Consider the following 23,646-nt stretch of genomic DNA (forward strand, 5'->3'; position numbering starts at 1 on the left):
CTATGCAGATACGAAAAGCAACCATGAAAGATGCTGAGGCCCTACTGTCTTTATACGAAGACTTGGGCTATCCAACGACCGCTTCTAAGCTGTCTCGACGTTTAGAAATGATTCTTTCTCAACCACATTATGGCTGTCTTCTAGCTGAAAAAAACGGAGAAATTTTAGGTTTTTTAGGTTATGCAAAGCTCTTCTTTTTTGAAGCAGATGGATCTTACTATCGTATTTTAGCTTTGTCAGTTGCAAAAGAAACGAGACGGCAAGGAATTGCTAGTAGGCTAATCGATGAATTGAAAAAACAAGCGATAAAAGAAGGAGTTGAGGCACTGGCTTTAAATAGTGGATTAACCGCTGAACGAAATGCTGCACATCATTTTTATCAGGCAGTTGGATTTGAAAAAGTGACTGCCGGCTTTGCCTTGCATTTAAAAACTCCACATAAATAGATTATGATAAAATAGTAGAGGGAACGAAGTAATGTCTTCAACAAAAGGGAAAACCTTATATTTTAATGATAAGAGCATGGACTATGTGATATTTGGAAAAGGAAAGAAGCCTCTAGTGATCGTACCAGGCTTGGGGGATGGGTTACAGACAGTTAAGGGCATGGCTCAAATGCTAGCTTTAACTTACCGAGAATTTGCCAAGGTTTATAAAGTTTATGTTTTTAGTCGCATCAATGAGTTGCCAGAAAACTATACAACACGAAATATGGCAGCAGATGTAGCGGAAGCAATGGAGATATTAAATATTACTGGTGCTTATGTTATGGGGATTTCACAAGGTGGAATGATTGCTCAATGGTTAGCTGTGGATTTTCCAGAAAGGGTTCAAAGACTCATCCTAACTGTGACAACAGCGAAGCCTAGTCAACTTGCTAGAGAACGAATTGAGCGTTGGCAAAAACTCAGTCAATCTGGAAATTTTAAGCATCTCATGCTGGATATTGCAAAGCACTCCTACACGCAAAAGAGCTATCAAACGTGGCGGTTACTTTATAATGTCATGGGAATATTTGGTCGCATTAAAGATAAACAACGTATTTCTATTCAGGCTGTATCTTGTTTAAAACATGATAGTCTGGTTGTTTTGGAAAGAATCAGCTGTCCTACACTCATTATTGGAGCAGAAAAAGATAATGTTCTAGGCGTTGAAGATTCGCTTGAATTACATCAACATATCAAAGATAGCCAACTCACCCTTTTACCAGAATGTGGGCATGCACTTTATGAGCAGAATAAGAATTTCCAAAATAGAGTTTTAGTATTTTTAGAAAGTTAATGAATGAACGGTATTATCAATTTAAAAAAAGAAGCAGGGATGACCTCGCATGATGCGGTTTTTAAATTACGTAAGATTTTAGGACTGTAGTAGAAGATGCTATTAAAAAGAAAGGCTATGATTTATCTGTATTTGATGCTGAAGATCAGCCATTGGCTAGCCCAGGTTTTCAAATATCACGTTCATTTAGAATCACTTCTTTTCTTAAAGAAAAAGCAGTTCAAAATCAAAAGTCATCTAGTCCAGAAAAACAAGCATTTGGAGGATATGCAGCAATTTCTCTTAAAGATTATATGAAAGAGGGAGCCTTTCGTTTACGTTTAAGAATTAGTGAAAGTGACAAATTGAAGTTAGAAGACATTGATTTTTCAAGACTTTCCGATGGACACTACAAGATCAATAATGACTATTTTATCGTTAACAACGGAATGTATACAATAGTTGAAGATGAAGATGATTTTGAAAATTTTTTACTTAGAGAATCTAGTAAACAATTTTATTTGGAGGATTTTTATAAAATTGAAAAGCTTGATTAAAATATTTGCAAATAAAGATGTAAAATTTTAGTTTCAAAAGCTACACCAGTATTAATAAGCGCATTTCTATGTTTAGATTCTACGATTGAGGATGATGATGAAAAGAATAGTCAATAATTATATTTTAAAAATTTCTGAATTTGAAATTCCTAAGTTATATAAACATACCAAAAAGGTTTACGGTTACTTAATTCCTATAGTTTGTTTATCATTTATAGGCATGCTTCTAGAATTATTTAAGGGTGGAGATTTAGACTTTATAAAATTCCTTTTTTGGACCATTCTATGTTTTACTTTTGAAACATTAATCTTACTAAATAATAAATTAGTTCAAAAAGCTGTAGCAAATTTCCTTTTAAACGATATTAACTTTGAGAAATATGTAAATTATTATAAATATATCGCTGATCGCTCTTTAAAGGGGCAACAACTGTTCAATAATGTAAACTATTTAATAGCTGTTTCTCAAGTTTTTTTCTACCAAGGGAAATTTAAAGAAACACTTGATAATTTAGAGTGCATCAGTCTTGAGGATATGAATTTTAATAAGAAATTTGAGATTCAAATATCTAAAATTTACTTTAGTATTCTTTCTCTAATTCACTCTAATAGAACAGAAGATGTTTCAAACCAGATTGAAGTTTTAGCTCATTTATATACGAGGACGAATTCTCAAAGTAGTAGGTTAAGGGATGCTTTAAATACAATAGAAGCTATTAGGGATATTATTAAAAAGAAGAGTCCAAACGACTACTTCGACACTGCTGAACCAGAAAATAAATTAGCCCGAATCATGTTTTCTTATTACGGAGCTCTCAATGCTCAGCTAAAAGGAGATGAAGCTCGTACTCGTAGTTTGTTTGAAAGTATCGCCCATGAAAATCCAGAACTCTTTTATGTTCAGGAAGCGAAGAAATATTTAGGAGCAGAGGAATAAGAGAGTAATATATGAAATTAATTGAAAAAATAGTAAGTAGGGCGACAGAGAATATTCTTCTACAAATTGAGACTATTAGTCAAATTAGCTCAATTATTACACTTGTTTTGGATGTGTTGGCTGTGTTTTTAATTTTCCAAAGTGATACGAAAAAGTGGGGAGTAATATTATTATTAGTAGTAGTACTACTTGCTAGTCTAGTTTTATACTTACGTTTTGTCCTAAACAAGGTTGTTTATCTAATGTTAAACGATGCTATTAATCTTAAGCTCTATGTGGACATGTTCAGAGTTCAATCAGAAAAATCTATTAAGCCTTTTAGGGCAACATATCGTGAGTATTACCAATTTATCCAAGGTCAAGTAGCTTATCTAAAAGGAGATTTTCAAGCTGCCAAGGAAAATATGTCCAAGTATAATTTGAAAAAAATTTGGGGCAGATTAAGAGACTATACATTTTTAATATCAACCTATGAACTATTAAAAGTTTCCATCCATCTTCAAGATGCGCGAGACATTGCTTTCTTTGAGGAACAATTGTCCAAGGCACCAGATTCGAAAGGTGGGAAGGCCAAACTCGTTGCTCAAACTCAAGCCATAAAAGATATTGTGTTCAATCAAGAAGTGAATGACTACTTCGACACTGCCGAACCAGAAAATAATCTAGCTCGAATCATGTTTTCTTATTACGGAGCTCTCAATGCTCAGCTAAAAGGAGATGAAGCTCGTGCTCGTAGTTTGTTTGAAAGCATCGCCCATGAAAATCCAGAACTCTTTTATGTTCAGGAAGCGCAGAAATATTTAGAAGAATGAGCTGATATAGTTTTAAAATCTGTCTAAGATAGAGTATGTTGATATAAAGTGAAAAGGAAATTAGAAAGCAAAAATGAACGGTATTATCAACTTAAAGAAAGAAGCAGGGATGACGTCACATGATGCAGTCTTTAAACTGCGTAAGATTTTAGGAACCAAGAAGATTGGTCATGGTGGGACCTTGGATCCGGATGTTGTTGGCGTTTTACCGATTGCAGTTGGTAAAGCTACGCGCATGGTAGAGTTCATGCAGGATGAGGGTAAGGTCTACGAGGGGGAAATCACTCTGGGATATTCTACAACGACCGAGGATGCTAGTGGGGAAATCATTGCAGAGTCACCTGTTTTGTCACCCTTGGATGAAAAAGTTGTTGATGAAGCAATAGCCTCTCTGACTGGACATATCACACAGGTTCCTCCTATGTATTCTGCTGTCAAGGTCAATGGTCGCAAGCTTTATGAGTATGCGCGTGCTGGTCAGGAGGTCGAGCGTCCAGAGCGTCAGGTAACGATTTATAGTTTTGAAAGAACGAGTCCCATTTCTTATGAGGATAGACTTGCCAGATTTACCTTTCGCGTGAAATGCAGTAAGGGAACTTATATCCGTACTTTGTCTGTTGACCTTGGAGTAAAACTTGGTTATGCGGCCCATATGTCTCAGTTAACACGTACCAGTGCTGCAGGTTTGCAACTAGAGGACTCTCTGAATTTAGAAGAAATTTCCGAAAAAGTAAAGGCTGGACAACTCGATTTTCTACATCCGATTGAGATTGGGACAGGGGATTTAGTTAAGGTTTATCTTACTCCGAAGCAGGCAGAGGAAGTCCGTTTTGGACGTTTTATCGAATTAGAGCAAACAGAAAAACAATTAGCTGCTTTTGAAGGCGAGAAGCTATTAGCTATTTTAGAAAAGCGTGAAAATCTTTATAAACCTAGAAAGGTTTTCTCTTAAAAATTTACCAAACCGTTGATTTTTACCTACAATTTAGAAGATGAGTTTTTCTCATACATTTCAAAAAATGGCCGTGAAAATATTTTAGAATTTTATGTCCTAAAAAACCATTGAAAATACAGTGTTATTTGACAGTTCGGTTTACTTATGATAAGATTTAATTTAAGAAAAGTTAGAGAATAATAGAGGATATTATGAGTATTGAAATGACTGTCAGTGAGATTGCTGAGGTCTTGGGGCTATCCCGACAAGCAATCAATAATCGTGTCAAAGAATTACCTGAAGAAGATATTACAAAAAACGACAAAGGTGTCACTGTTGTTACCCGTAGTGGATTGATCAAACTTGAAGAAATCTACAAAAAGACTATCTTTGAAGATGAACCTGTTAGTGATGAAGTTAAGCAACGAGAGCTCATGGAGATTCTTGTTGATGAAAAGAATGCCGAAATCATCCGTCTTTATGAGCAATTAAAAGCTAAAGATAAACAACTGGCTGAAAAAGATGAACAGATGCGAGTTAAAGACCGCCAAATCGCTGAAAAAGATAAACAACTGGACCAACAACAACAGTTGACTCTTCAAGCAATGAAGGATCAAGAAACACTTCAGTTGGAGTTGGATCAAGCTAAGCAAGAAGTACAAGCATCGAAGAAAGGCTTCTTTGCTCGCTTATTTGGAAAATAAGAAAAAACTGCTTGGTTTCTATAAATAGACCAGGTGGTTTCTTTTTACAAATCAATAAGGATTGAAAAGATGGAAACATTAAGAGATTATATCTCATTTGATTTAGAATTCAATAAACACCAGGATAAGACTCATTTGATTCAAGTATCGGCAGTACACTTTAAAGAAGGTGAAGAAGTAGGAGCGTTTGACTCTTATGTCTACACTGATGTTCCTTTGAAAAGTTTTATTAATGGTTTGACTGGTATTACTTCTGAAACACTCAAAGATGCTCCAAAGGTAGAAGAAGTTCTCAAAAAGTTTCAAGATTTTGTTGGAGCCTTGCCACTTGTTGGTTATAATGCAGCAAAGAGTGACTTACCGATTTTACTAGAACATGGGTTTGACTATCGTGAACAATATAAAGTCGATCTTTATGATGAGGCTTTTGAACGTCGTAGTTCTGATTTACACGGAATCGCTAATCTAAAATTGCAAACTGTGGCTAGCTTTCTAGGATTTAAAGGGCAATCTCATAATAGTTTAGAAGACGCTCGCATGACTGCGCAAGTTTATGAAGCTTTTCTGGAGTCGGATGAGAGTCGGCTTTTACTCAATACTCAGAGCAACCTCAATTCTAATCCTTTTGGTGGTTTAGATTTATCACAACTTTTTGATTAGGAGGTTTTTTATGAAACCTGAAAAACCGAAAAAATTGGGTTTTAAAAAGATTTACCTAAATCTAGATAAAATCCTCTTTCTATTCTTTCTAATCTTTATGCTGGTAGACTATATTTGGTTGCCATTAAACTCAGTCATAGCTGGATTTTTACTAAGTCAGACTGGATATTTGTTTATTTCTTATAACAATATTTTTTCAATCATAAAAAATGCTCCTATAGTCAGTCTTGGTTTTGTGGTTTTGATAGCCATTAATCTACTGGTAGCCTATTTTCAACTCAGTATTCTCTTTATTGGAGCCCGTCATCTTCTTTATCATGAAAAAAGAACTCTCATAGAATATAGTCGAAAAGTATTCCGTGAAAGCCTTGCTTTTATGAAGGAATTGACTATTTCAAAAGCTTTGTTCATCTTTATATTTGTAGCAATGCTATTTCCGTTTATCAGAAAGATATTTAAGATTTATTATTTCAATAAAATCGTAATTCCAGAGTTTATTCAAACCTACATGGAAGATAAGTACTGGATGTGGTGGGTAGCCATTATTATCTTATCACTCTTATTCTTCTATGTTTCAGTTCGCTTGATATTCACTCTGCCCAAGGTCTTTTATGAAAAGATGACGGTTAAGGAAGCAATCATTTATAGTTTGGATAAAACTAAAGATCACTTTTGGTTTTACGCTTGGCATTTATTCTTAATTATTGTAAAAACCAATCTATTCTTCTATCTTCCTCTCATCCCAATATTATCTACTCAGTATATAGTGGATAGCCTTACTCAGAGAGAGTCTCTGGTTCTAGCTATTTTGAATTTTGTTCTTATCAAGAATTTCCACTATATGGCATTAACCTATTTCCTTGTAAAATTTACGTCCTTTTTAACAGGAGAAGAACTTGATATTATGCCAAGACGCGAGAAGGACCATATCATGAGGTGGGGTGTCATGGTGTGTGCATGTATCTTCTTTGCGATTGAAGGCTATAATTATCTAGAAGCTCCTGTAGTCAATCCACCACTTGTGATTTCACACCGTGGTGTATCAAATGGCAATGGTGTACAAAATACCATTCAATCCCTAGAAAAAACATCTCAATTAAAACCAGATTTAATCGAGATGGATATCCAGGAAACAAAGGATGGACAATTTGTCATGATGCATGATGCTAATCTTAGAGGATTAGCTGGTATCAATAAAACACCACAAGATTTGACCTTAGAAGAGTTAAAGCAGATTGACATTCATGAGAATGGTTATGATACAAAGATTTCAAGTTTCGATGATTATCTAACTCGCGCAAATGAACTGCATCAGAAACTACTCATTGAAATTAAGACCAGCCACAAAGATAGCCCGCAGATGATGGAACATTTTCTCGAAAAGTATGCTGCAAAAATTAAGGTTTATGGTCATCAAATGCAATCCTTGGATTACCATGTTGTTGAGAAAGTAACTCAGTATGATAAGAATATTCCAATCTATCTTATCCTTCCCTACAATTCTGTTTTTCCTAGAACGGTTGCGACAGGCTACACAATGGAGTACTCTACTTTGGATGAATATTTTGTCACGAAACTATGGAATACTGATCAAAAACTCTATGTATGGACAATCAATAGTTCCGAATCTTTTAATAAGTCTTTTCACCTAGGTGTTGACGGAATAATTACGGATGACTTGGAAAAAATAAAAGAAGAACTAGAAACTGCTCAGGAAGATCCTGAATATAGTGACTTATTGCTAAATAAAGCAACTGAATTATTTGCTTTTTAACATAAATTAAAATAGGCTGTGTACCAGCCTATTTTTGATAATCTAATTAAAATGGTAACTTACCAGCAAATGCTCCAAGTTTCTTCTTAGTAGTTTCATCAATTTGTTCGAGCGCAGCATTGAGAGCTTGAACAGTCATATCTGAAAGAGTTTCAATGTCTTCAGCATCCACAACTGCGGGATCAAAATCAATTTTTACAACTTTTTTATCACCTGTTAAGGTAGCAGTTACGAGGTTTTGAGCAGAAGTCCCAACAAATTCTGTGGCAGCCAATTCAGCTTGGCTTTGCTCCATTTGTTTTTGAAGTTTTTGAGCTTGACGCATCATGTTTTGCATATTCATCATGGCGGTAGTTAGCTTCCTTTTCTTTTATTTTCCATTTTATTTTAACAATTTTAATTGGAAAAGTCTAATTAAAATTTCAGGATTGCTATATATATATCAACCAATGGTTTAAGGTTTCTTTAAGCTTTCTATATTATTCTGAAGAACTCTATATTAACCGAGAGTTAATAATGCAAGGATTAGTTTTAAATGTTCAATGCATGAAATGCTCTCATCATCAGTTTCTAACTAGAGAGAACTAGTATTTATTTCAAGATAGTGCTAGATTATGATATAATACTAAAGAATGAGTTTTTAAAACAAACCAAAGGAGAATCAATATGATTTACGCTGGAATTTTAGCAGGTGGAACCGGCACGCGTATGGGTATCAGTAATTTACCTAAACAATTTCTTGAGTTGGGAGACCGCCCAATTCTAATCCATACAATTGAAAAATTTGTCCTAGAACCAAGTATTGAAAAAATTGTTGTTGGAGTTCATGGTGACTGGGTTACACATGCTGAAGATCTAGTTGAAAAATTCCTTCCACTTCACAAGGACCGCATCATCATTACAAAAGGTGGGGCTGATCGTAATTCTAGTATTGAAAAGATTATTGAAGCAATTGATGCTTACCGTCCACTAACAGAAGATGATATCGTAGTGACGCATGATTCGGTTCGTCCCTTTATCACACTTCGCATGATTCAAGACAATATCGCTCTTGCTCAAAAACATGATGCTGTTGACACTGTGGTTGAAGCGGTGGATACCATTGTTGAAAGTACAAATGGTCAGTTCATTACAGATATTCCAAATCGTGCTCATCTATACCAAGGACAAACTCCACAAACCTTCCGTTGTAAAGACTTTATTGACTTGTATGGTTCTTTATCAGCAGAAGAAAAAGAAATTTTAACAGATGCATGTAAGATCTTTGTCATTAAGGGTAAAGATGTAGCCTTGGCTAAGGGTGAATACTCAAATCTTAAAATCACAACAGTGACAGACTTGAAGATTGCTAAAAGCATGATTGAGAAAGACTAGAGACATGATTAATCAAATTTATCAACTGACAAAACCAAAGTTTATTAATATTAAATACCAGGAAGAAGAAATTGATCAAGAGAATCATATCCTCATCCGACCAAACTATATGGCTGTTTGTCATGCGGATCAGCGCTATTATCAAGGTAAACGAGATCCAAAAATTTTAGCCCAAAAACTACCAATGGCTATGATTCATGAGTCTTGTGGTACAGTTATTTCTGATCCAACCGGTACCTACAAAGTTGGTCAGAAGGTTGTTATGATTCCAAATCAACCACCTATGCAAAGTGATGAGGAATTCTACGAAAATTACATGACTGGAACATATTTCTTATCAAGTGGCTACGATGGATTCATGCGAGAATTTGTTTCTCTTCCTAAGGATCGTGTGGTTGCCTACGAGGACATCGAAGATACAGTTGCTGCCATAACAGAGTTTGTCAGCGTGGGTATGCACGCTATGAATCGTTTCATGACAGTTTCTCACAGTAGACGTCAACGAATTGCAGTTATTGGTGATGGAAGTTTAGCTTTTGTCGTGGCTAATATTATCAACTACACCTTGCCTGAAGCTGAAATTATTGTCATTGGCCGCCACTGGGAGAAATTGGAACTCTTTTCATTTGCTAAGGAACTCTATATTACGGATAGCATCCCAGAGGACCTTAGTTTTGACCATGGTTTCGAATGCTGTGGTGGTGATGGATGTGGACCTGCTATTAATGACTTAATTCGTTACATCAAACCGCAAGGTACCATTCTGATGATGGGTGTTAGCGAGTATAAAGTTAATATCAACACTCGTGATTCATTGGAAAAAGGTTTGCTACTAGTCGGCTCTTCTCGTTCTGGGCGAGTTGACTTTGAAAATGCCATCCATATGATGGAGATTAAGAAGTTTGCCAATCGTTTGAAGAATATCATCTATCTTGAAGAACCAGTAAGAGAGATTAAGGATATTCATCGAGTATTTGCAACAGACCTTAATACTGCCTTCAAGACAGTATTTAAGTGGGAAGTCTAATGAGGGATAATTGTGAAGGAAATTGTTAAAGAAAAGATCGCCTCTTTATTATCAGGTGATGAAGAAATTCTAAGTGTGGAACAGTTAGGGGGAATGACCAATCAAAACTATTTGGTTCAAACATCCTCAAATCAGTATATCGTTAAATTTTTCGGTAAAGGTACGGATAAATTAATCGACCGTCAGAATGAAAAGTTCAATCTTGAATTGTTGAAAGATTTGAAATTAGATGTCGAAAATTATCTTTTTGATATTGAAGCTGGTATCAAAGTTAATCAATACATTGAAAATGCTGAAACACTTAATTTAGATACCATTAAAACTAGATTTGAGAAAATTGCTCCCATTCTACAAACCATTCATGCATCTGGTAAAGAATTAAAAGGAGAGTTTGCTCCTTTTGAGGAAATCAAAAAATATGAATCCTTGATTCAAGGAGAGATCTATTATCCAAACTATGAAGCTGTTAGAAAATCGGTGTTTTCTCTGAAAGAAGAGCTTGAACAAATCGGAATTGAGAAGAAGTCTTGTCATATTGATTTGGTTCCTGAAAATTTTATTGAAGCACCAGATGGGCATCTTTATCTGATTGATTGGGAATATTCATCCATGAACGATCCTATGTGGGACCTTGCGGCACTCTTTCTAGAGTCTGAATTCACTCCAGAAGAAGAGGAAAACTTTTTGGCTCATTACGAGAGTGAAAAGACTCCTGTTTCGAAACAGAAAATTCGAATTTATAAAATTTTGCAAGATATTATTTGGAGCCTTTGGACTATTTACAAAGAAGAAAATGGTGCAGACTTTGGTGATTATGGAATCTCTCGTTACAATAGAGCAGTAAAAGAATTGGATTTTAAGGGAGGTTCTCATGAAAACTAAAAATGGAGTTTCTTTTGGATTACTTTCAGGTGTATTCTGGGGATTAGGATTAACCATTAGTGCCTATATTTTTTCAATCTTCACAGATCTTTCGCCTTTTGTAGTAGCAGCTGCACACGATTTTCTGAGTATTTTTATCTTGCTAGGATATCTACTCGTTAAAGAAGGAAAAGTTCGCTTTTCAATTTTCTTAAACATTCGAAATGTCAGTGTTATCGTTGGAGCACTATTAGCTGGGCCGATTGGTATGCAGGCTAACCTTTATGCTGTCAAATACATCGGTAGTTCCTTAGCTTCGTCTGTTTCAGCGATTTATCCTGCAGTTTCTGTCCTTCTTGCCTTCTTTATTCTAAAGCATAAGGTTTCTAAGAATACAGTATTTGGAATTTTGTTAATCATTGCAGGAATTATTGCTCAGACCTATAAAGCAGAGCAGGTCAATTCTTTCTACATAGGTATTCTTTGCGCCTTGATTTGTGCCTTTGCTTGGGGAAGTGAAAGCGTTCTGAGCTCCTTTGCTATGGAAAGTGACCTCAGTGAAATTGAAGCTCTCTTGATTCGTCAAGTTACATCCTTCTTGTCTTATCTTGTTATTGTGCTCTTCTCGCATCACTCATTTGCAGAAGTGGCAAATGGCCAATTGTTTGGTCTATTAATTGTCTTTGCGGCATTTAATATGATTTCTTATCTTGCCTACTATATGGCTATCAATCGATTGCAGCCAGCAAAAGCTACTGGTCTAAATGTCAGTTATGTAGTTTGGACTGTCCTGTTTGCAGCAATGTTCTTGGGGACACCTCTGACTGTTTTGACCATTATAACTTCATTTGTCGTAATGGCTGGTGTTTATATTATCATTAAAGAATAAAGGAGAAAACGCGTGAAAGCGATCATCTTAGCAGCGGGATTGGGAACTCGTTTACGTCCTATGACAGAAAATACTCCCAAAGCCTTGGTTAAAGTCAACCAAAAACCTTTGGTTGAATATCAAATTGAATTTTTAAAAGAACGTGGAATTGATGATATTATCATCGTTGTAGGTTATTTGAAAGAACAATTCGACTACCTTAAAGAAAAATACGGTGTTCGTTTGGTCTTCAATGATAAGTATGCTGATTACAATAACTTTTATTCTCTCTACCTGGTAAAAGAAGAGTTGGCCAACAGCTATGTTATCGATGCGGATAACTATCTTTTCAAAAATATGTTCCGTAATGATATCGAGCGTTCAACTTATTTCAGCGTTTATCGTGAAGACTGTGATAATGAATGGTTCTTGGTTTACGGAGATGATTACAAAGTTCAAGATATCATTGTCGATAGCAAAAACGGACGCATCTTGAGTGGTGTATCATTCTGGGATGCTCCAACAGCTGAGAAAATTGTTGGTTTTATCGATGAAGCCTATGCAAGCGGTGAGTTTGTTGACCTTTACTGGGATAATATGGTTAAAGATAATATCAAAGAACTAGATGTTTACGTAGAAGAGTTGGAAGAAAATTCTATTTACGAAATTGACAGTGTCAAAGATTATCAAAAATTAGAAAAGATTCTTTCTTCACAAAAATAAGCAGTTTTTATGAACTGATACCTGACCTATTTTTACTTGACTTTTTAGGCTTGATGCAGTATACTAGTGAAAATTTAACCTTTAAGGGAAGTCCAGAGAGACTCACAAGGTGTCAGAGAAAAGAAACTACGATAGAAGCAGGTAAGCAAGTGCTTATTTGCTACTTTTTGTAAATATCTTAACTGAAACCTTGCAATTGCAAGGTTTTTTCTTTATCTGATCCCCTTAAAATTTAAGGAGGAAAAGTTATGAATTCAAATTGTAAAAAGCGGATGGGAGCTATTCGCTTGGAGAATATGAAAGTAATATCTCAAGAGGAAATTGCGCCAGCAATCTATGAGCTAGTACTAGAAGGAGAAATGGTGGAAGCTATGAGAGCTGGACAATTTCTTCATTTACGAGTTCCTGATGATGCTCATCTCTTGCGTCGTCCAATTTCAATCTCATCTATTAATAAGTCTCAAAACCAATGTCATCTCATTTATCGTATTGAGGGTTCTGGCACAGCAATATTTTCGACCTTAAAAGCAGGGGATAGCCTAGATGTCATGGGACCTCAAGGAAATGGTTTTGACTTATCAGATTTAGACCAACGTAGTCATGTTCTTCTAGTTGGAGGGGGAATTGGAGTTCCGCCCTTACTTGAAGTAGCTAAACAACTAGATGATCGTGGAGTAGAAGTTACAACTGTTCTAGGATTTGCTACTAAAGATGCTGTCATTTTGGAAGCCGAATTATCCCAATATAGTCAAGTCTTTGTGACGACCGATAATGGCTCTTATGGGATCAAGGGTAATGTCTCAGTTGTGATTAAGGAATTGGACACTGAATTTGATGCTGTTTACTCATGCGGAGCACCTGGTATGATGAAATACATCAATCAAACCTTTTACGAACATCCAAGAGCTTATCTATCTTTAGAATCGCGTATGGCTTGTGGTATGGGTGCTTGCTATGCTTGCGTCTTAAAAGTGCCAGATAGTGAAACAGTTAGTCAACGTGTCTGTGAAGATGGACCTGTATTTAAAACCGGAACAGTAGTTTTATAAGGAGAGTGTCATGACTACAAATCGATTACAAGTTTCTCTACCTGGATTAGAGTTAAAGAATCCTATCATTCCCGCATCAGGCTGTTTTGGTTTTGGTCAAGAGTATGCTAAATACTATGATTTAGACCTTTTAGGGTCTATCATGATTAAAGCAACTACACTTGAGCCACGTTTTGGGAATCCTACTCCAAGAGTGGCAGAAACTCCTGCTGGTATGCTTAATGCTATTGGTCTTCAAAATCCTGGTTTAGAGGTCGTTCTTTCTGAAAAGTTACCTTGGCTTGAAAGAGAATATCCAAATCTCCCTATTATCGCCAATGTTGCTGGATTTTCAAAACAAGAGTATGCAGCGGTTTCCCATGATATTTCCAAGGCAAATAATGTAAAAGCTATTGAGCTCAATATTTCATGTCCTAACGTTGATCATGGCAATCATGGGCTATTAATTGGACAAGATCCTGATTTAGCCTATGATGTGGTAAAAGCAGCTGTTGATGCTTCAGAAGTACCTGTTTACGTCAAATTAACACCAAGTGTGACTGACATTGTAACTATTGCTAAGGCAGCAGAGGATGCTGGAGCTGCTGGACTCACTATGATCAATACCCTCGTTGGTATGCGTTTTGATCTTAAAACTAGAAAACCGATTATCGCAAATGGGACAGGAGGCATGTCTGGACCGGCAGTCTTTCCGGTAGCTCTCAAATTGATCCATCAGGTAGCCCAATCTACTAATCTTCCAATTATCGGTATGGGGGGAGTTGATTCAGCTCAAGCTGCCTTAGAAATGTATCTTGCAGGTGCTTCAGCAATTGGAGTCGGTACAGCAAACTTTACCAATCCTTACGCCTGTCCTGATATCATAGAAAACTTACCAAAAGTCATGGACAAATATCACATCGAAACTCTGGAGCAATTGAGAAAAGAAGTTAAAAGTAGCCTATAGTCTTTTTAAATTCGTAATATTTTGAATGCCTTCTTCTTTTTGGTATAATATGACTATGATTGTAACAATACCTATAAAAACTGAAAAAGACATTGCAACTCCAGGTCCAACCGTCCTTGTATTGGGATATTTTGACGGTATTCACCTAGGACATCAAAAATTATTTAGCATTGCTGGGGAAATAGCTGCCAAAAAAAGATTGAGTGTTGCCTTAATCACTTTCCATGAATCACCAAAATTAACCTTAAAACCCTATTCACCAGAAAATTTACTTCATATCCTGAATGCAGAAGAACGTGAACGTAAGTTTAAACGTGCTGGTGTTGAAAATCTTTATTTAATGGACTTCTCAAGTCGTATCGCTAATATGACAGCTCAAGAATTTGTAGATACCTTTGTCAAAGAAGTTAAAGCAGATACCATTGTAGTTGGATTTGACTATAGTCTTGGTTCAGATAGAAAATCAGCTGAAGACTTAAAAGAAATCTTTGATGGAGAAGTAGTCGTAGTACCTCCTGTAGAAGATGAAAAAGGGAAGATTAGCTCTACCCGTATTCGTCAAGCTATCCTTGAAGGGAATGTGAAAGAAGCTGGTCAGTTACTAGGAAGTCCACTTCCTACAAGAGGAATAGTCGTACACGGCAATGCTCGTGGTCGAACAATCGGCTATCCAACTGCCAATCTGGTGCTCTTGGACCGTACTTATATGCCGGCAGATGGTGTCTATACTGTTGATATCGAAATCAAGAGAAAACTTTATCGAGGGATGGCAAGTGTCGGTAAGAATGTCACCTTCGATGGGGAAGAAGAACGTTTTGAAGTGAATATCTTTGATTTTGATGAAGATATTTATGGCGAAACAGTGACCGTCTATTGGTTAGATCGTATCCGAGATATGGTAAAATTTGACGGCATTGAACAACTGGTCAAACAACTCGAAGAAGATGAAAAAGCTGCAAGAAAATAATAATGAAGTTCGAATGAAAATTCGAGCTTTTTATTTTGTTAAAATCTCAGAAAAACAAGGATCAGAGATGAGATATATACTTAAGTCTGGTATAATTCTAATAAGAGATTAAGGGAGATTATGATGTTTAAAGAAAAAAGAAATAAGGGTTTTATTTCTGTACTGATACTTTCGCTAGTATTCTTTGCGATTGCTTCTATTTCAGGATTCTTAGGTCAAATGCACAAGAAGCCTACAGAGAGGTTTGCAGATACGACTGATACTGGAAAAGAAGTTACTATGCCAGTCTACGGTATCTATCCTGAACCTGTTGGTGAAGTTGATGGTGGAACTGTTGTTTATATTGTGCAATATAGCAAGGAAGGTGAAGGAAAGTTTGCTGTAGTTGAGTCTAAAGTGAAAGATGAGTCAATTAATAAACTTCTTGAGAACGCAGACAATCTTGCTGATAATCCTGGAACTCTTACAGGTATACAGTTAGAACCCCTCACTAATACCAATTTTGTCAATACTTCTAAGAACACTAAGATTATCAATCTTGATGAATTTATTAGCTCTATTCTCCCTGCTAAATCGGTTGTCGCTCGTAATATGAATACAAGAATTTATCTCAGTCTCAGTGAATATTCTAGGGATAGTTTGAGCTATATTTTTGGTATTGTGATTTTTTCCGGCATGGGGCTAATGACTTTAATAGCAGCCTTTATCATGCGAAAGAAAACAGTTGATTCATTCAAAGAGCTGTATCGTCTGTACCCTGAATTAGAAGGAAATCTCGAACTGCTTGATACTCAAGCTGAATTTTACGACCAGGACTTGAAAGTTATTTTGTATAAAAACCATCTCATTACTTATTACAAAGGAACCCAAGCTCTAAATCTTAGAGATGTGTGGAGGATCTATCTAGTACGAACAGGTTATAGCCGTTTTACAAAAGTTTATCAGTTTGTCTATACTCGAAAGGATAGTTCTAAGAAATATAGCTTAACTATTCGAAATACTAATAGAGTAGAAGAACAATTAGAAGAATTCTGGAATCTTCTTCCAAAAAAATTTCCTGAGATCAACATTGGTAGTTTATAAGAAAGCATCTTTTAGGGTGCTTTTCTTTTGGGTAAAATTTTGTAAAAAATGAATTTATAACTTGACATCTTAAATATTAAGGAGTAGAATATTTACTGGTTAATTAAATGGTTAAGTTTATGAATCCAATATATTTGGCTAAACAATACTAAAAACCTACAAAAAGGTTTAGAACATTTTAATTGTTTTTATAAATATTTCTATTTATAAACTTAACTGGTTAATGACACAGAACTTATAGTATTGCCTAAATATTATATTTAGTAGTGAAAATAGAAAGTGTGTTTAGATGAAAATCAATAAAAAATATGTTCTTGGTTCTGTAGCTCTTTTAGCCTTAAGCCTTTCAAGTTATGAATTAGGGCGTTATCAAGCAGTACAGACTGGCAAAGAGTCTAATCGTGTGGCTTATATAGATGGAAATCAGGCTAGTACTAAGACCGAAAATTTGACGCCAGATGAGGTAAGTCAGCGAGAAGGAATCAATGCGGAACAGATAGTCGTTAAGATTACCGATCAAGGCTACGTAACTTCACATGTAGACCATTATCATTACTTTAATGGTAAGGTTCCTTATGACGCTATTATTAGCGAAGAACTCTTGATGAAAGATTCGAATTATCAACTTCGAAATGAGGATATTGTCAACGAAATCAAGGGTGGCTATGTCATTAAGGTTGATGGTCACTATTATGTATACCTCAAAGATGCTTCTCATTCCGAAAATATTCGTAGTAAGGATGAGATCAATCGTCAGAAGCAGGAACATGGACATGGTGGCGGAGTAAAGGTTAGTAATGAAGTCGCTGTAGCAAGGACTCAGGGACGTTATACGACGGATGATGGTTATATTTTTAATGCTAGTGATATTATTGAGGACACGGGTGATGCTTACATCGTTCCACATGGCAATCACTTTCATTATATTCCCAAAAGTGATTTATCAGCTAGCGAACTAGCTGCTGCTCAAGCCTTCTTATACGCTAAAGGTGGTCAAACAAGCTCAGTTGGGTATCGACCGTCAACAAATTCTTCTAGCAGCTCATCAGATGCTTCGAATAGTAGTACATATAGACAAACGAATCAAAGCAATGTTGAGGCAAATACTAGAAGATGGACCCCAAGTGTTAGCCCACAAGTGGATAATAGTTATCAAGCAAGTCCAAGTGAAGATGTATCTAGTCTTTTGAAACAACTTTACGCCTTGCCACTCAGCCAACGTCATGTGGAATCCGATGGTTTACTCTTTGATCCAGCGCAAATTACAAGAAAAACTGCGAATGGTGTTGCAGTGCCACACGGAGATCATTACCACTTTATCCCTTATTCTCAAATGTCTGATTTAGAGCAGAAGATTGCGAGAATGATTTCTGAAAATTATCAAGGAAATCATACTACTGCAGGTGGTAAAGAATTAAAACCAATTCCGACTCCAATCCCTGCTCCAGAGCCTACCCCAATACCAAGTCCACAACCTGTACCAAATCCTCAACCAGCTCCAGTTCCTATTCCTGAAAATCATTCTAATGAGGAACTTACCAAGCAAGTAGTCAGAAAAATTGGTCAGGGTTATGTCCTTGAAGATAAAGGAGTATCACGTTATGTCTTGAGTAAGGATTTGTCTAAAGAGAATCTTATAGCTTTTGAGAAAAAACTAAATAATGTGGCTACACCATCTCATACCTTAGCGGAGAAGAAAAGCACAATAGCTCCTAGAGATCAGGAATTCTATGATAAGGCTTATAGTTTGTTGGAGCAAACGCATAGGAACTTACTTGAAAATAAGGGACGGCTATCTGACTTCAAGACTTTGGATCAGTTGTTAGAAAGATTAAATGATGAGCATGTTAATAAGATAGCTTTTGTAGATGATTTGCTTAAATTTATTGCACCGATTAGTCATCCAGAACGTCTTGGTAAGCCAAACTCACAAATCGAGTATAGTGACTATGAAGTTCGTGTAGCCCAGCTAGCGGATAAGTACACAACATCGGATGGTTATATCTTTGATGCCCATGATATTATCAGTGACGAGGGAGATGCTTATGTAACGCCACATATGGGTCATAGTCATTGGATCGGTAAGGATAGTTTGTCCGAAGCTGAGAGGGCAACTGCTCAGGCTTATGCCAAAGAGAAGAGGTTGACGCCTCCTTCGACTGATAATCAGAACTCAACAAAATCGGAAGCAAAAGGGGCAGAAGCTATCTATAATAGGGTAAAAGCTGAGAAGAAGGTACCGCTAGATCGCATGCCTTACAATCTACAGTATGCAGTTGATGTCAAAAATGGTAACTTGATTATCCCTCACTTTGATCATTACCATAATATCAAGTTTGAATGGTTTGATGAAGGGCTTTACGAAGCTCCTAAGGGATATGCGCTCGAAGATCTTTTTGCGACTGTGAAGTACTATGTCGAGCATCCAAGCGAGCGTCCGCATTCGGATAGTGGTTGGGGAAATGCAAGTGACCATGTTCTAAGAAACCAAAATGGACAACATGACCATTCGAATAATGAAAAAACTCTTGAGGAGAAACCGCAAATGGAAAAGCCAGAGGATACTAATCCAGCTGATGAACCAGAAGAATCTCCAGAGGAAGAACCACAGATTGAAACTGAAAAGGTAGAAGCTAAACTACAAGAAGCAGAAGAGTTATTAAAGAATGTGACAGATGCAGGAGTGAAATCCAATGCTAGCGAAACCTTGGCTGGTTTACGAAATAATCTAACACTAGGTACTATGGATAACAATGGTATTATGGCTCAGGCTGAAAATCTTTTAGTCTTGCTAAAAAATAGTAAGCCTATAACAAACGAAAAGAATTAAAAGTCAAATGATAAAGATGACTAGTGAGAACTGATAATGAAATCTAGTTCTCACTTTTTTCATGAAAATCCATAAAAAATATTGACATTTTAAGTTTTTAGGAGTAAACTATTTACTAGTTAATTAAATGGTTAAATACTAGTTAAGGAGTTGTTATGAAAAAAAGAAGTATTCTATGGGTCATGATTACCTTCTTTGTTCTCGTTTTAGGAGCATGTGGACAAAAGGCTAATCAAGACAATCGTAATGAAACTAAGGGAATGAAGATTGTGACTAGTTTTTATCCTGTCTATGCCATGGTCAAAGAAATTTCGGGTGACCTAAATGATGTTAGGATGATTCAGTCTAGTTCAGGTATCCATTCATTTGAACCTTCTGCGAATGACATTGCAGCCATTTATGATGCAGATGTTTTCGTTTACCATTCTCATACCTTGGAATCATGGGCGGGAAGTTTGGATCCAAGCCTGCAAAAGTCTAAGGTAAAGGTCTTAGAAGCATCAGAAGGTATGACCTTGGAGCGCGTGCCTGGATTAGAAGATATGAAAGCTGGAGAAGGAATTGATGAGAAGACCTTGTATGATCCTCATACTTGGCTTGATCCTGAAAAGGTTGCTGAAGAAGCCCAGATTATCGCTGATAAGTTATCCGAACTAGACAGCGCTAATAAGGATACTTATCAAAAAAACGCACAAAGTTTTAGTGCCAAAGCTCATGATTTGACCAAGAAATACCAACCCATTTTTGAAAAAGTCAATCAAAGAAATTTTGTAACTCAACACACAGCTTTTTCATATTTAGCGAAACGCTTTGGATTAAATCAACTTGGAATAGCTGGTATTTCACCAGACCAAGAACCAAGCCCGAGACAGTTAACCGAAATTCAAGAATTTGTAAAAAATTATAAGGTCAAAACTATCTTTACAGAGAGCAATGCTTCGTCTAAAGTTGCTGATACACTTGTCAAATCAACAGGTGTGACTCTTAAAACACTCAATCCTTTAGAGGCCGACCCACAAAATGACAAGTCCTACTTGGAAAATTTAGAAGACAATATAGCTATTTTAGCTGAAGAATTGAAATGAGGAGTTTATGAAAATTAATAAAAAATATCTAGCAGGATCTGCAGTGGTCCTTGCATTAAGTGTCTGCGCTTACGCTTTAAATCAACATCAAGCGCCTGAGAACAAAGAAAATAACCGTGTATCCTATGTTGATGGGAAAGAGTCTGATGCTAAAAAGAATGAAAATCTGACACCTGATCAAGTTAACCAAAAAGAAGGAATAGAAGCTGAACAGATTGTTACTAAGATTACAGATCAAGGCTATGTGACTTCCCACGGTGACCATTTCCATTTCTACAATGGTAAGGTGCCTTATGATGCCATCTTTAGTGAAGAATTAGTCATGAAAGATCCAAACTATCAACTAAGTGATGGAGATATTGTCAATGAGATTAAAGGTGGCTATATCATCAAGGTGGATGGCAAATATTATGTCTATCTGAAGGATGCTAGTCATGCAGATAATATTCGTACCAAAGACCAAATCGAGAAACAAAAACAAGAACACACATCAGATAGTAGTAGTACAAGTAATGAAGTTATTGCTGCCAGAGCACAAGGTCGATATACAACTGATGACGGTTACGTCTTTAATCCTGCAGACATTTTAGAGGATACAGGTGACGCTTATATCGTTCCTCATGGTGGCCATTATCATTACGTTCCTAAGAGTGCTCTATCTTCAAGTGAATTGGCTGCCGCTCAAGCTTACCTTGCTGGAAGAGGAAGTCAACAAAGTTTAACAGACTACAAACCGATTCCAAGTGTTGAACCAAGTCATCAAGTAGAGAAACCAGCTACAAGCAATCCAGTACAAGAAGAAAATAATCTTCAAAAACTTCTAGACCAACTTTATGCTTTACCAGTTAGTCAACGCTATAAAGAATCTGATGGTTTGGTATTTGACCCGGCTAAAATTACCAGTCGTACGCCTAATGGAGTTGCTATCCCTCATGGAAATCATTACCATTTCATCCCTTATAGTAGTTTATCTGCTTTGGAGCAAAAGATTGCACGCTTGATACCACTTTCAGGTCTAGTAACACCATCAAATCCTGTAGAAACTCCAAGTAAACCAAACGAAGACCATGGCCACGAAGATGTTGATCATCAACACGAAGAAGACCATGGCCATGACTTCGCAACTGATCGAGTGATTAGTGAGGACGACCAAGGTTTTGTCGTTTCACATGGAGACCACAATCATTATTTTTACAAGAAAGATTTGACGGCTCAACAGATTAAAGAAGCTCAGGAACACTTGAAAGGTAAAACCGAAGTTAAACCTAATCCATCAGATGATCACCATGATGAAGACGGACATGATCACCACCATGGTGAAGACCACGATCACGGATTCGATGCTGACCGAGTGATAAGTGAAGATGAGCAAGGTTTTGTAGTTTCACATGGAGACCATGCCCATTATTTCTTTAAGAAAGATTTATCAGCAGAGCAGATTAAGGCTGCACAAGACCATCTTCATGGCCATCAGCAGACAGAACCTGTTAAACCTCTTGCCAAGACGGTTGAAAGTTTCTCTCGAGATGCCAGCGATGAAGAAAAAATAGCTTATATTTCTAAAACATATGGTGTTCCACTTGAGGCTATCAGAATTTCAAATGGATTCTTTGTATTTGGTAATCCAGACCAGGCTTATGACCCAACTCACATTCACCCTTACGCTGTTCGTAAGGAACACGTTCGTATTCCGATTCAAACTGGAGATGCAGAGCTTGATTTTCTAAATGAACTCTATACAACCGCTCTACGTGATGGAGTCTCTCCTTATAGCTTGCAGGTTGAAAATGGTAGCTTTGTTATCCCTCATGGTGATCACAACCACTACATCAAGGTTCAAACCAAAGGTTATGAAGTCGCTTTGAAAAACAAAATTCCTGCATTACAGTCAACTTACCAACCTGGTGCCTTTGATGAAAAAGCAGTCCAGTATAAGATTGATCAACTCTTGGCAGAAAGTCGCGAAGTTTATAAAGATAAACCAATTTTACAAAGACAAATTGAGCTTGCCTTGGGTCAATTCTCTGAAAATATGAAGAAGCTATCAACCAACTCTACTGCAGGTTATTTGGCAGCTTTGGATTTGTTTGATAAGCAGTATATTCACATTGACTCAAGTGTCAAACCAACAGAAATCAGTCCTTTAGACAAGAAATATCAAGCTTTAGTAGATAAGATTAATACCTTAGACACAGATGCTTATGGACTTCCTAAGAAGGATTTATTGACTCAGCTCCAAGAAAATAAACTGGCCCAAGATGAAGCAGGTTTAGATGCAGTTGAAGCTAAGTTACAAGCTTTGCAAGATTTTAATGACCGTACTGGAGTTACAACAGTAGAATACATCAAGTATTTCTACCAACATCTATCTGACGGTCGCTTAAATGACACTCTTAGAAATAAAGTTGCCAACCTAACGTGGACACTTTATCAGTCACAATCCTTCCTTAAGGCAACTGACTTGAACAAACTCTTCCCAGAAATCTACCAAACAAAACTGGAAGTAGAAGAAGCACTGAAAAATGAGCCAGTTGCAAGCAAGACTTCTGAAACAATCTTAGATACAGAAAAAGTGGATGGTCATAGTGCTAAAACTGCTGTTTATGAGTTCTTGAAAGGTTTGTATGACGATATCAAACCTGAGGAACAAAGTAACCATGTCTTAAAAGGGCAGGTAGAAGGTCTCTTAACAAAAGCTGATGAATTAGTGGCTCAAGTCAACGAGGAGGGTGTTAAGGCCTCACTCGCAGACGAAGTGAAAAATCTGAAAGCTGCTTTGGAGAAAGAAGATGCGGATCTTGATGAATTAAATACACAAGTCCAAGATCTTCTAAAACGTATTTCACAGACTATTCAGAATGAACGTGAAAATGCAAAACAAGATCCAGAGGTCGTGGCTCTCTATCAACAACTATACAACGGAGTCCTTGCCCTTCATACTTATTTGGAATTGAATAATGGTTCAGATGCTGACTTTGAAAAAGTCGATGCCTTGTTTGATAAACTAGCAGCGGCAAGTAAAGACAAGCAAGCTTTGCTGACGGTTGCTCAAGAAATCGTTTTGTTAAATCAAGAGTTCCAATCTAAAGGAAAGCCAGCTGAAACTAGCACTTCACAAACAAGTGAAGAGTCAAACTCACTTTTAAAAACGACATCTCCTGAAACAAGTGAGAAAGTAGTAAACTAAAAAAGAAG

22 protein-coding genes are annotated in these 23,646 nt (G+C 36.6%); 21 read left to right on the plus strand and 1 reads right to left on the minus strand.

Translation table 11 applies throughout. The features are described 5' to 3' along the window. The first annotated feature begins 2 nt into the window (after nucleotides 1–2). From AC3E9F_RS02840 to AC3E9F_RS02880, 9 genes are all read left to right on the plus strand, one after another. Complete coding sequence (locus AC3E9F_RS02840) at nucleotides 3–446, plus strand: GNAT family N-acetyltransferase (RefSeq protein ID WP_070678187.1); 444 nt, start codon at nucleotides 3–5, stop codon at nucleotides 444–446. A 31-nt stretch (nucleotides 447–477) separates the two neighbouring features. After that, entirely contained in the window at nucleotides 478–1,281 is an 804-nt protein-coding gene (locus AC3E9F_RS02845; RefSeq protein WP_263393668.1) for an alpha/beta fold hydrolase, read from the plus strand. Between the two features lie 152 nt (nucleotides 1,282–1,433). Beyond that, on the plus strand, nucleotides 1,434–1,817 hold the full coding sequence (locus AC3E9F_RS02850; protein WP_263393667.1) for a hypothetical protein: 384 nt from the start codon (nucleotides 1,434–1,436) through the stop codon (nucleotides 1,815–1,817). A 94-nt stretch (nucleotides 1,818–1,911) separates the two neighbouring features. Further along, nucleotides 1,912–2,754 (plus strand): hypothetical protein, encoded by an 843-nt coding sequence (locus tag AC3E9F_RS02855; RefSeq protein ID WP_490672785.1) that lies wholly within the window; start codon nucleotides 1,912–1,914, stop codon nucleotides 2,752–2,754. Nucleotides 2,755–2,765: 11 nt separating this feature from the next. Beyond that, nucleotides 2,766–3,566 (plus strand): hypothetical protein, encoded by an 801-nt coding sequence (locus tag AC3E9F_RS02860; protein WP_263393665.1) that lies wholly within the window; start codon nucleotides 2,766–2,768, stop codon nucleotides 3,564–3,566. Nucleotides 3,567–3,639: 73 nt separating this feature from the next. Then, the gene (gene truB / locus AC3E9F_RS02865; protein ID WP_414277881.1) at nucleotides 3,640–4,518 is read left to right on the plus strand and encodes a tRNA pseudouridine(55) synthase TruB; all 879 of its coding nucleotides are present in this window, start codon (nucleotides 3,640–3,642) and stop codon (nucleotides 4,516–4,518) included. A 194-nt stretch (nucleotides 4,519–4,712) separates the two neighbouring features. Next, nucleotides 4,713–5,204 carry a DUF536 domain-containing protein gene (locus AC3E9F_RS02870; RefSeq protein WP_004252719.1) on the plus strand — a complete coding sequence of 164 codons (492 nt, stop codon included), beginning with the start codon at nucleotides 4,713–4,715 and terminating at the stop codon, nucleotides 5,202–5,204. Between the two features lie 69 nt (nucleotides 5,205–5,273). Further along, nucleotides 5,274–5,864, plus strand: coding sequence for a 3'-5' exonuclease (locus tag AC3E9F_RS02875; protein ID WP_263393662.1), 591 nt, complete (start codon nucleotides 5,274–5,276; stop codon nucleotides 5,862–5,864). A 10-nt stretch (nucleotides 5,865–5,874) separates the two neighbouring features. Next, entirely contained in the window at nucleotides 5,875–7,638 is a 1,764-nt protein-coding gene (locus AC3E9F_RS02880) for a glycerophosphoryl diester phosphodiesterase membrane domain-containing protein (RefSeq protein WP_490672786.1), read from the plus strand. Nucleotides 7,639–7,684: 46 nt separating this feature from the next. On the opposite strand, the gene AC3E9F_RS02885 is transcribed toward AC3E9F_RS02880, so the two are convergent. Further along, nucleotides 7,685–7,984: a YbaB/EbfC family nucleoid-associated protein gene (locus AC3E9F_RS02885; RefSeq protein WP_142557396.1), complete on the minus strand. Its 300-nt coding sequence runs from the start codon at nucleotides 7,982–7,984 to the stop codon at nucleotides 7,685–7,687. 320 nt (nucleotides 7,985–8,304) lie between these two features. Here AC3E9F_RS02885 and AC3E9F_RS02890 point away from each other — a divergent pair, with 320 nt between their 5' ends. The 12 genes from AC3E9F_RS02890 to AC3E9F_RS02945 all read left to right on the plus strand — a co-directional run bounded on the left by AC3E9F_RS02890 (nucleotide 8,305) and on the right by AC3E9F_RS02945 (nucleotide 23,638). Next, complete coding sequence (locus AC3E9F_RS02890) at nucleotides 8,305–9,012, plus strand: IspD/TarI family cytidylyltransferase (RefSeq protein ID WP_036752755.1); 708 nt, start codon at nucleotides 8,305–8,307, stop codon at nucleotides 9,010–9,012. A gap of 4 nt (nucleotides 9,013–9,016) precedes the next feature. Beyond that, nucleotides 9,017–10,039, plus strand: coding sequence for a ribitol-5-phosphate dehydrogenase (locus tag AC3E9F_RS02895; RefSeq protein ID WP_490672787.1), 1,023 nt, complete (start codon nucleotides 9,017–9,019; stop codon nucleotides 10,037–10,039). Between the two features lie 12 nt (nucleotides 10,040–10,051). Beyond that, entirely contained in the window at nucleotides 10,052–10,921 is an 870-nt protein-coding gene (locus AC3E9F_RS02900) for a phosphotransferase family protein (protein WP_263393651.1), read from the plus strand. Beyond that, complete coding sequence (locus AC3E9F_RS02905; protein ID WP_263393650.1) at nucleotides 10,911–11,789, plus strand: DMT family transporter; 879 nt, start codon at nucleotides 10,911–10,913, stop codon at nucleotides 11,787–11,789. Before AC3E9F_RS02900 ends, AC3E9F_RS02905 begins: the two co-directional genes overlap by 11 nt. 12 nt (nucleotides 11,790–11,801) lie before the next feature. After that, nucleotides 11,802–12,491, plus strand: coding sequence for a sugar phosphate nucleotidyltransferase (locus AC3E9F_RS02910; protein WP_263393649.1), 690 nt, complete (start codon nucleotides 11,802–11,804; stop codon nucleotides 12,489–12,491). 248 nt (nucleotides 12,492–12,739) lie between these two features. Further along, nucleotides 12,740–13,540 (plus strand): dihydroorotate dehydrogenase electron transfer subunit, encoded by an 801-nt coding sequence (locus AC3E9F_RS02915; RefSeq protein WP_490672788.1) that lies wholly within the window; start codon nucleotides 12,740–12,742, stop codon nucleotides 13,538–13,540. A 10-nt stretch (nucleotides 13,541–13,550) separates the two neighbouring features. After that, on the plus strand, nucleotides 13,551–14,486 hold the full coding sequence (locus AC3E9F_RS02920) for a dihydroorotate dehydrogenase (protein WP_263393647.1): 936 nt from the start codon (nucleotides 13,551–13,553) through the stop codon (nucleotides 14,484–14,486). Between the two features lie 55 nt (nucleotides 14,487–14,541). Further along, nucleotides 14,542–15,453 carry a bifunctional riboflavin kinase/FAD synthetase gene (locus AC3E9F_RS02925; protein WP_025170344.1) on the plus strand — a complete coding sequence of 304 codons (912 nt, stop codon included), beginning with the start codon at nucleotides 14,542–14,544 and terminating at the stop codon, nucleotides 15,451–15,453. Nucleotides 15,454–15,576: 123 nt separating this feature from the next. After that, complete coding sequence (locus AC3E9F_RS02930) at nucleotides 15,577–16,536, plus strand: hypothetical protein (RefSeq protein WP_263393646.1); 960 nt, start codon at nucleotides 15,577–15,579, stop codon at nucleotides 16,534–16,536. A 289-nt stretch (nucleotides 16,537–16,825) separates the two neighbouring features. Continuing rightward, nucleotides 16,826–19,366, plus strand: a complete 2,541-nt coding sequence (locus tag AC3E9F_RS02935) for a pneumococcal-type histidine triad protein (RefSeq protein ID WP_263393645.1) — start codon at nucleotides 16,826–16,828, stop codon at nucleotides 19,364–19,366. 155 nt (nucleotides 19,367–19,521) lie between these two features. After that, a complete protein-coding gene (locus AC3E9F_RS02940) occupies nucleotides 19,522–20,451 on the plus strand; it encodes a metal ABC transporter solute-binding protein, Zn/Mn family (RefSeq protein ID WP_263393644.1) in 930 nt (309 codons plus the stop codon). Nucleotides 20,452–20,458: 7 nt separating this feature from the next. Further along, entirely contained in the window at nucleotides 20,459–23,638 is a 3,180-nt protein-coding gene (locus tag AC3E9F_RS02945; protein WP_490672789.1) for a pneumococcal-type histidine triad protein, read from the plus strand. Nucleotides 23,639–23,646: the final 8 nt, after the last annotated feature.

Source organism: Streptococcus sp. SCPM-O-B-15277 (M60) (assembly GCF_058200335.1).

What these genes read in the sequence shown, in the direction of transcription:
- AC3E9F_RS02925 (WP_025170344.1), top strand. Translation starts at nt 14,542, where the DNA reads ATGATTGTAACAATACCTATAAAAACTGAAAAAGACATTGCAACTCCA.
- AC3E9F_RS02885 (WP_142557396.1), bottom strand. Translation starts at nt 7,984, where the DNA reads ATGATGAATATGCAAAACATGATGCGTCAAGCTCAAAAACTTCAAAAA.
- AC3E9F_RS02940 (WP_263393644.1), top strand. Translation starts at nt 19,522, where the DNA reads ATGAAAAAAAGAAGTATTCTATGGGTCATGATTACCTTCTTTGTTCTC.
- AC3E9F_RS02905 (WP_263393650.1), top strand. Translation starts at nt 10,911, where the DNA reads ATGAAAACTAAAAATGGAGTTTCTTTTGGATTACTTTCAGGTGTATTC.
- AC3E9F_RS02840 (WP_070678187.1), top strand. Translation starts at nt 3, where the DNA reads ATGCAGATACGAAAAGCAACCATGAAAGATGCTGAGGCCCTACTGTCT.
- AC3E9F_RS02870 (WP_004252719.1), top strand. Translation starts at nt 4,713, where the DNA reads ATGAGTATTGAAATGACTGTCAGTGAGATTGCTGAGGTCTTGGGGCTA.
- AC3E9F_RS02935 (WP_263393645.1), top strand. Translation starts at nt 16,826, where the DNA reads ATGAAAATCAATAAAAAATATGTTCTTGGTTCTGTAGCTCTTTTAGCC.
- AC3E9F_RS02890 (WP_036752755.1), top strand. Translation starts at nt 8,305, where the DNA reads ATGATTTACGCTGGAATTTTAGCAGGTGGAACCGGCACGCGTATGGGT.
- AC3E9F_RS02845 (WP_263393668.1), top strand. Translation starts at nt 478, where the DNA reads ATGTCTTCAACAAAAGGGAAAACCTTATATTTTAATGATAAGAGCATG.
- truB (WP_414277881.1), top strand. Translation starts at nt 3,640, where the DNA reads ATGAACGGTATTATCAACTTAAAGAAAGAAGCAGGGATGACGTCACAT.
- AC3E9F_RS02860 (WP_263393665.1), top strand. Translation starts at nt 2,766, where the DNA reads ATGAAATTAATTGAAAAAATAGTAAGTAGGGCGACAGAGAATATTCTT.
- AC3E9F_RS02855 (WP_490672785.1), top strand. Translation starts at nt 1,912, where the DNA reads ATGATGAAAAGAATAGTCAATAATTATATTTTAAAAATTTCTGAATTT.
- AC3E9F_RS02920 (WP_263393647.1), top strand. Translation starts at nt 13,551, where the DNA reads ATGACTACAAATCGATTACAAGTTTCTCTACCTGGATTAGAGTTAAAG.
- AC3E9F_RS02930 (WP_263393646.1), top strand. Translation starts at nt 15,577, where the DNA reads ATGTTTAAAGAAAAAAGAAATAAGGGTTTTATTTCTGTACTGATACTT.
- AC3E9F_RS02895 (WP_490672787.1), top strand. Translation starts at nt 9,017, where the DNA reads ATGATTAATCAAATTTATCAACTGACAAAACCAAAGTTTATTAATATT.
- AC3E9F_RS02880 (WP_490672786.1), top strand. Translation starts at nt 5,875, where the DNA reads ATGAAACCTGAAAAACCGAAAAAATTGGGTTTTAAAAAGATTTACCTA.
- AC3E9F_RS02945 (WP_490672789.1), top strand. Translation starts at nt 20,459, where the DNA reads ATGAAAATTAATAAAAAATATCTAGCAGGATCTGCAGTGGTCCTTGCA.
- AC3E9F_RS02875 (WP_263393662.1), top strand. Translation starts at nt 5,274, where the DNA reads ATGGAAACATTAAGAGATTATATCTCATTTGATTTAGAATTCAATAAA.
- AC3E9F_RS02915 (WP_490672788.1), top strand. Translation starts at nt 12,740, where the DNA reads ATGAATTCAAATTGTAAAAAGCGGATGGGAGCTATTCGCTTGGAGAAT.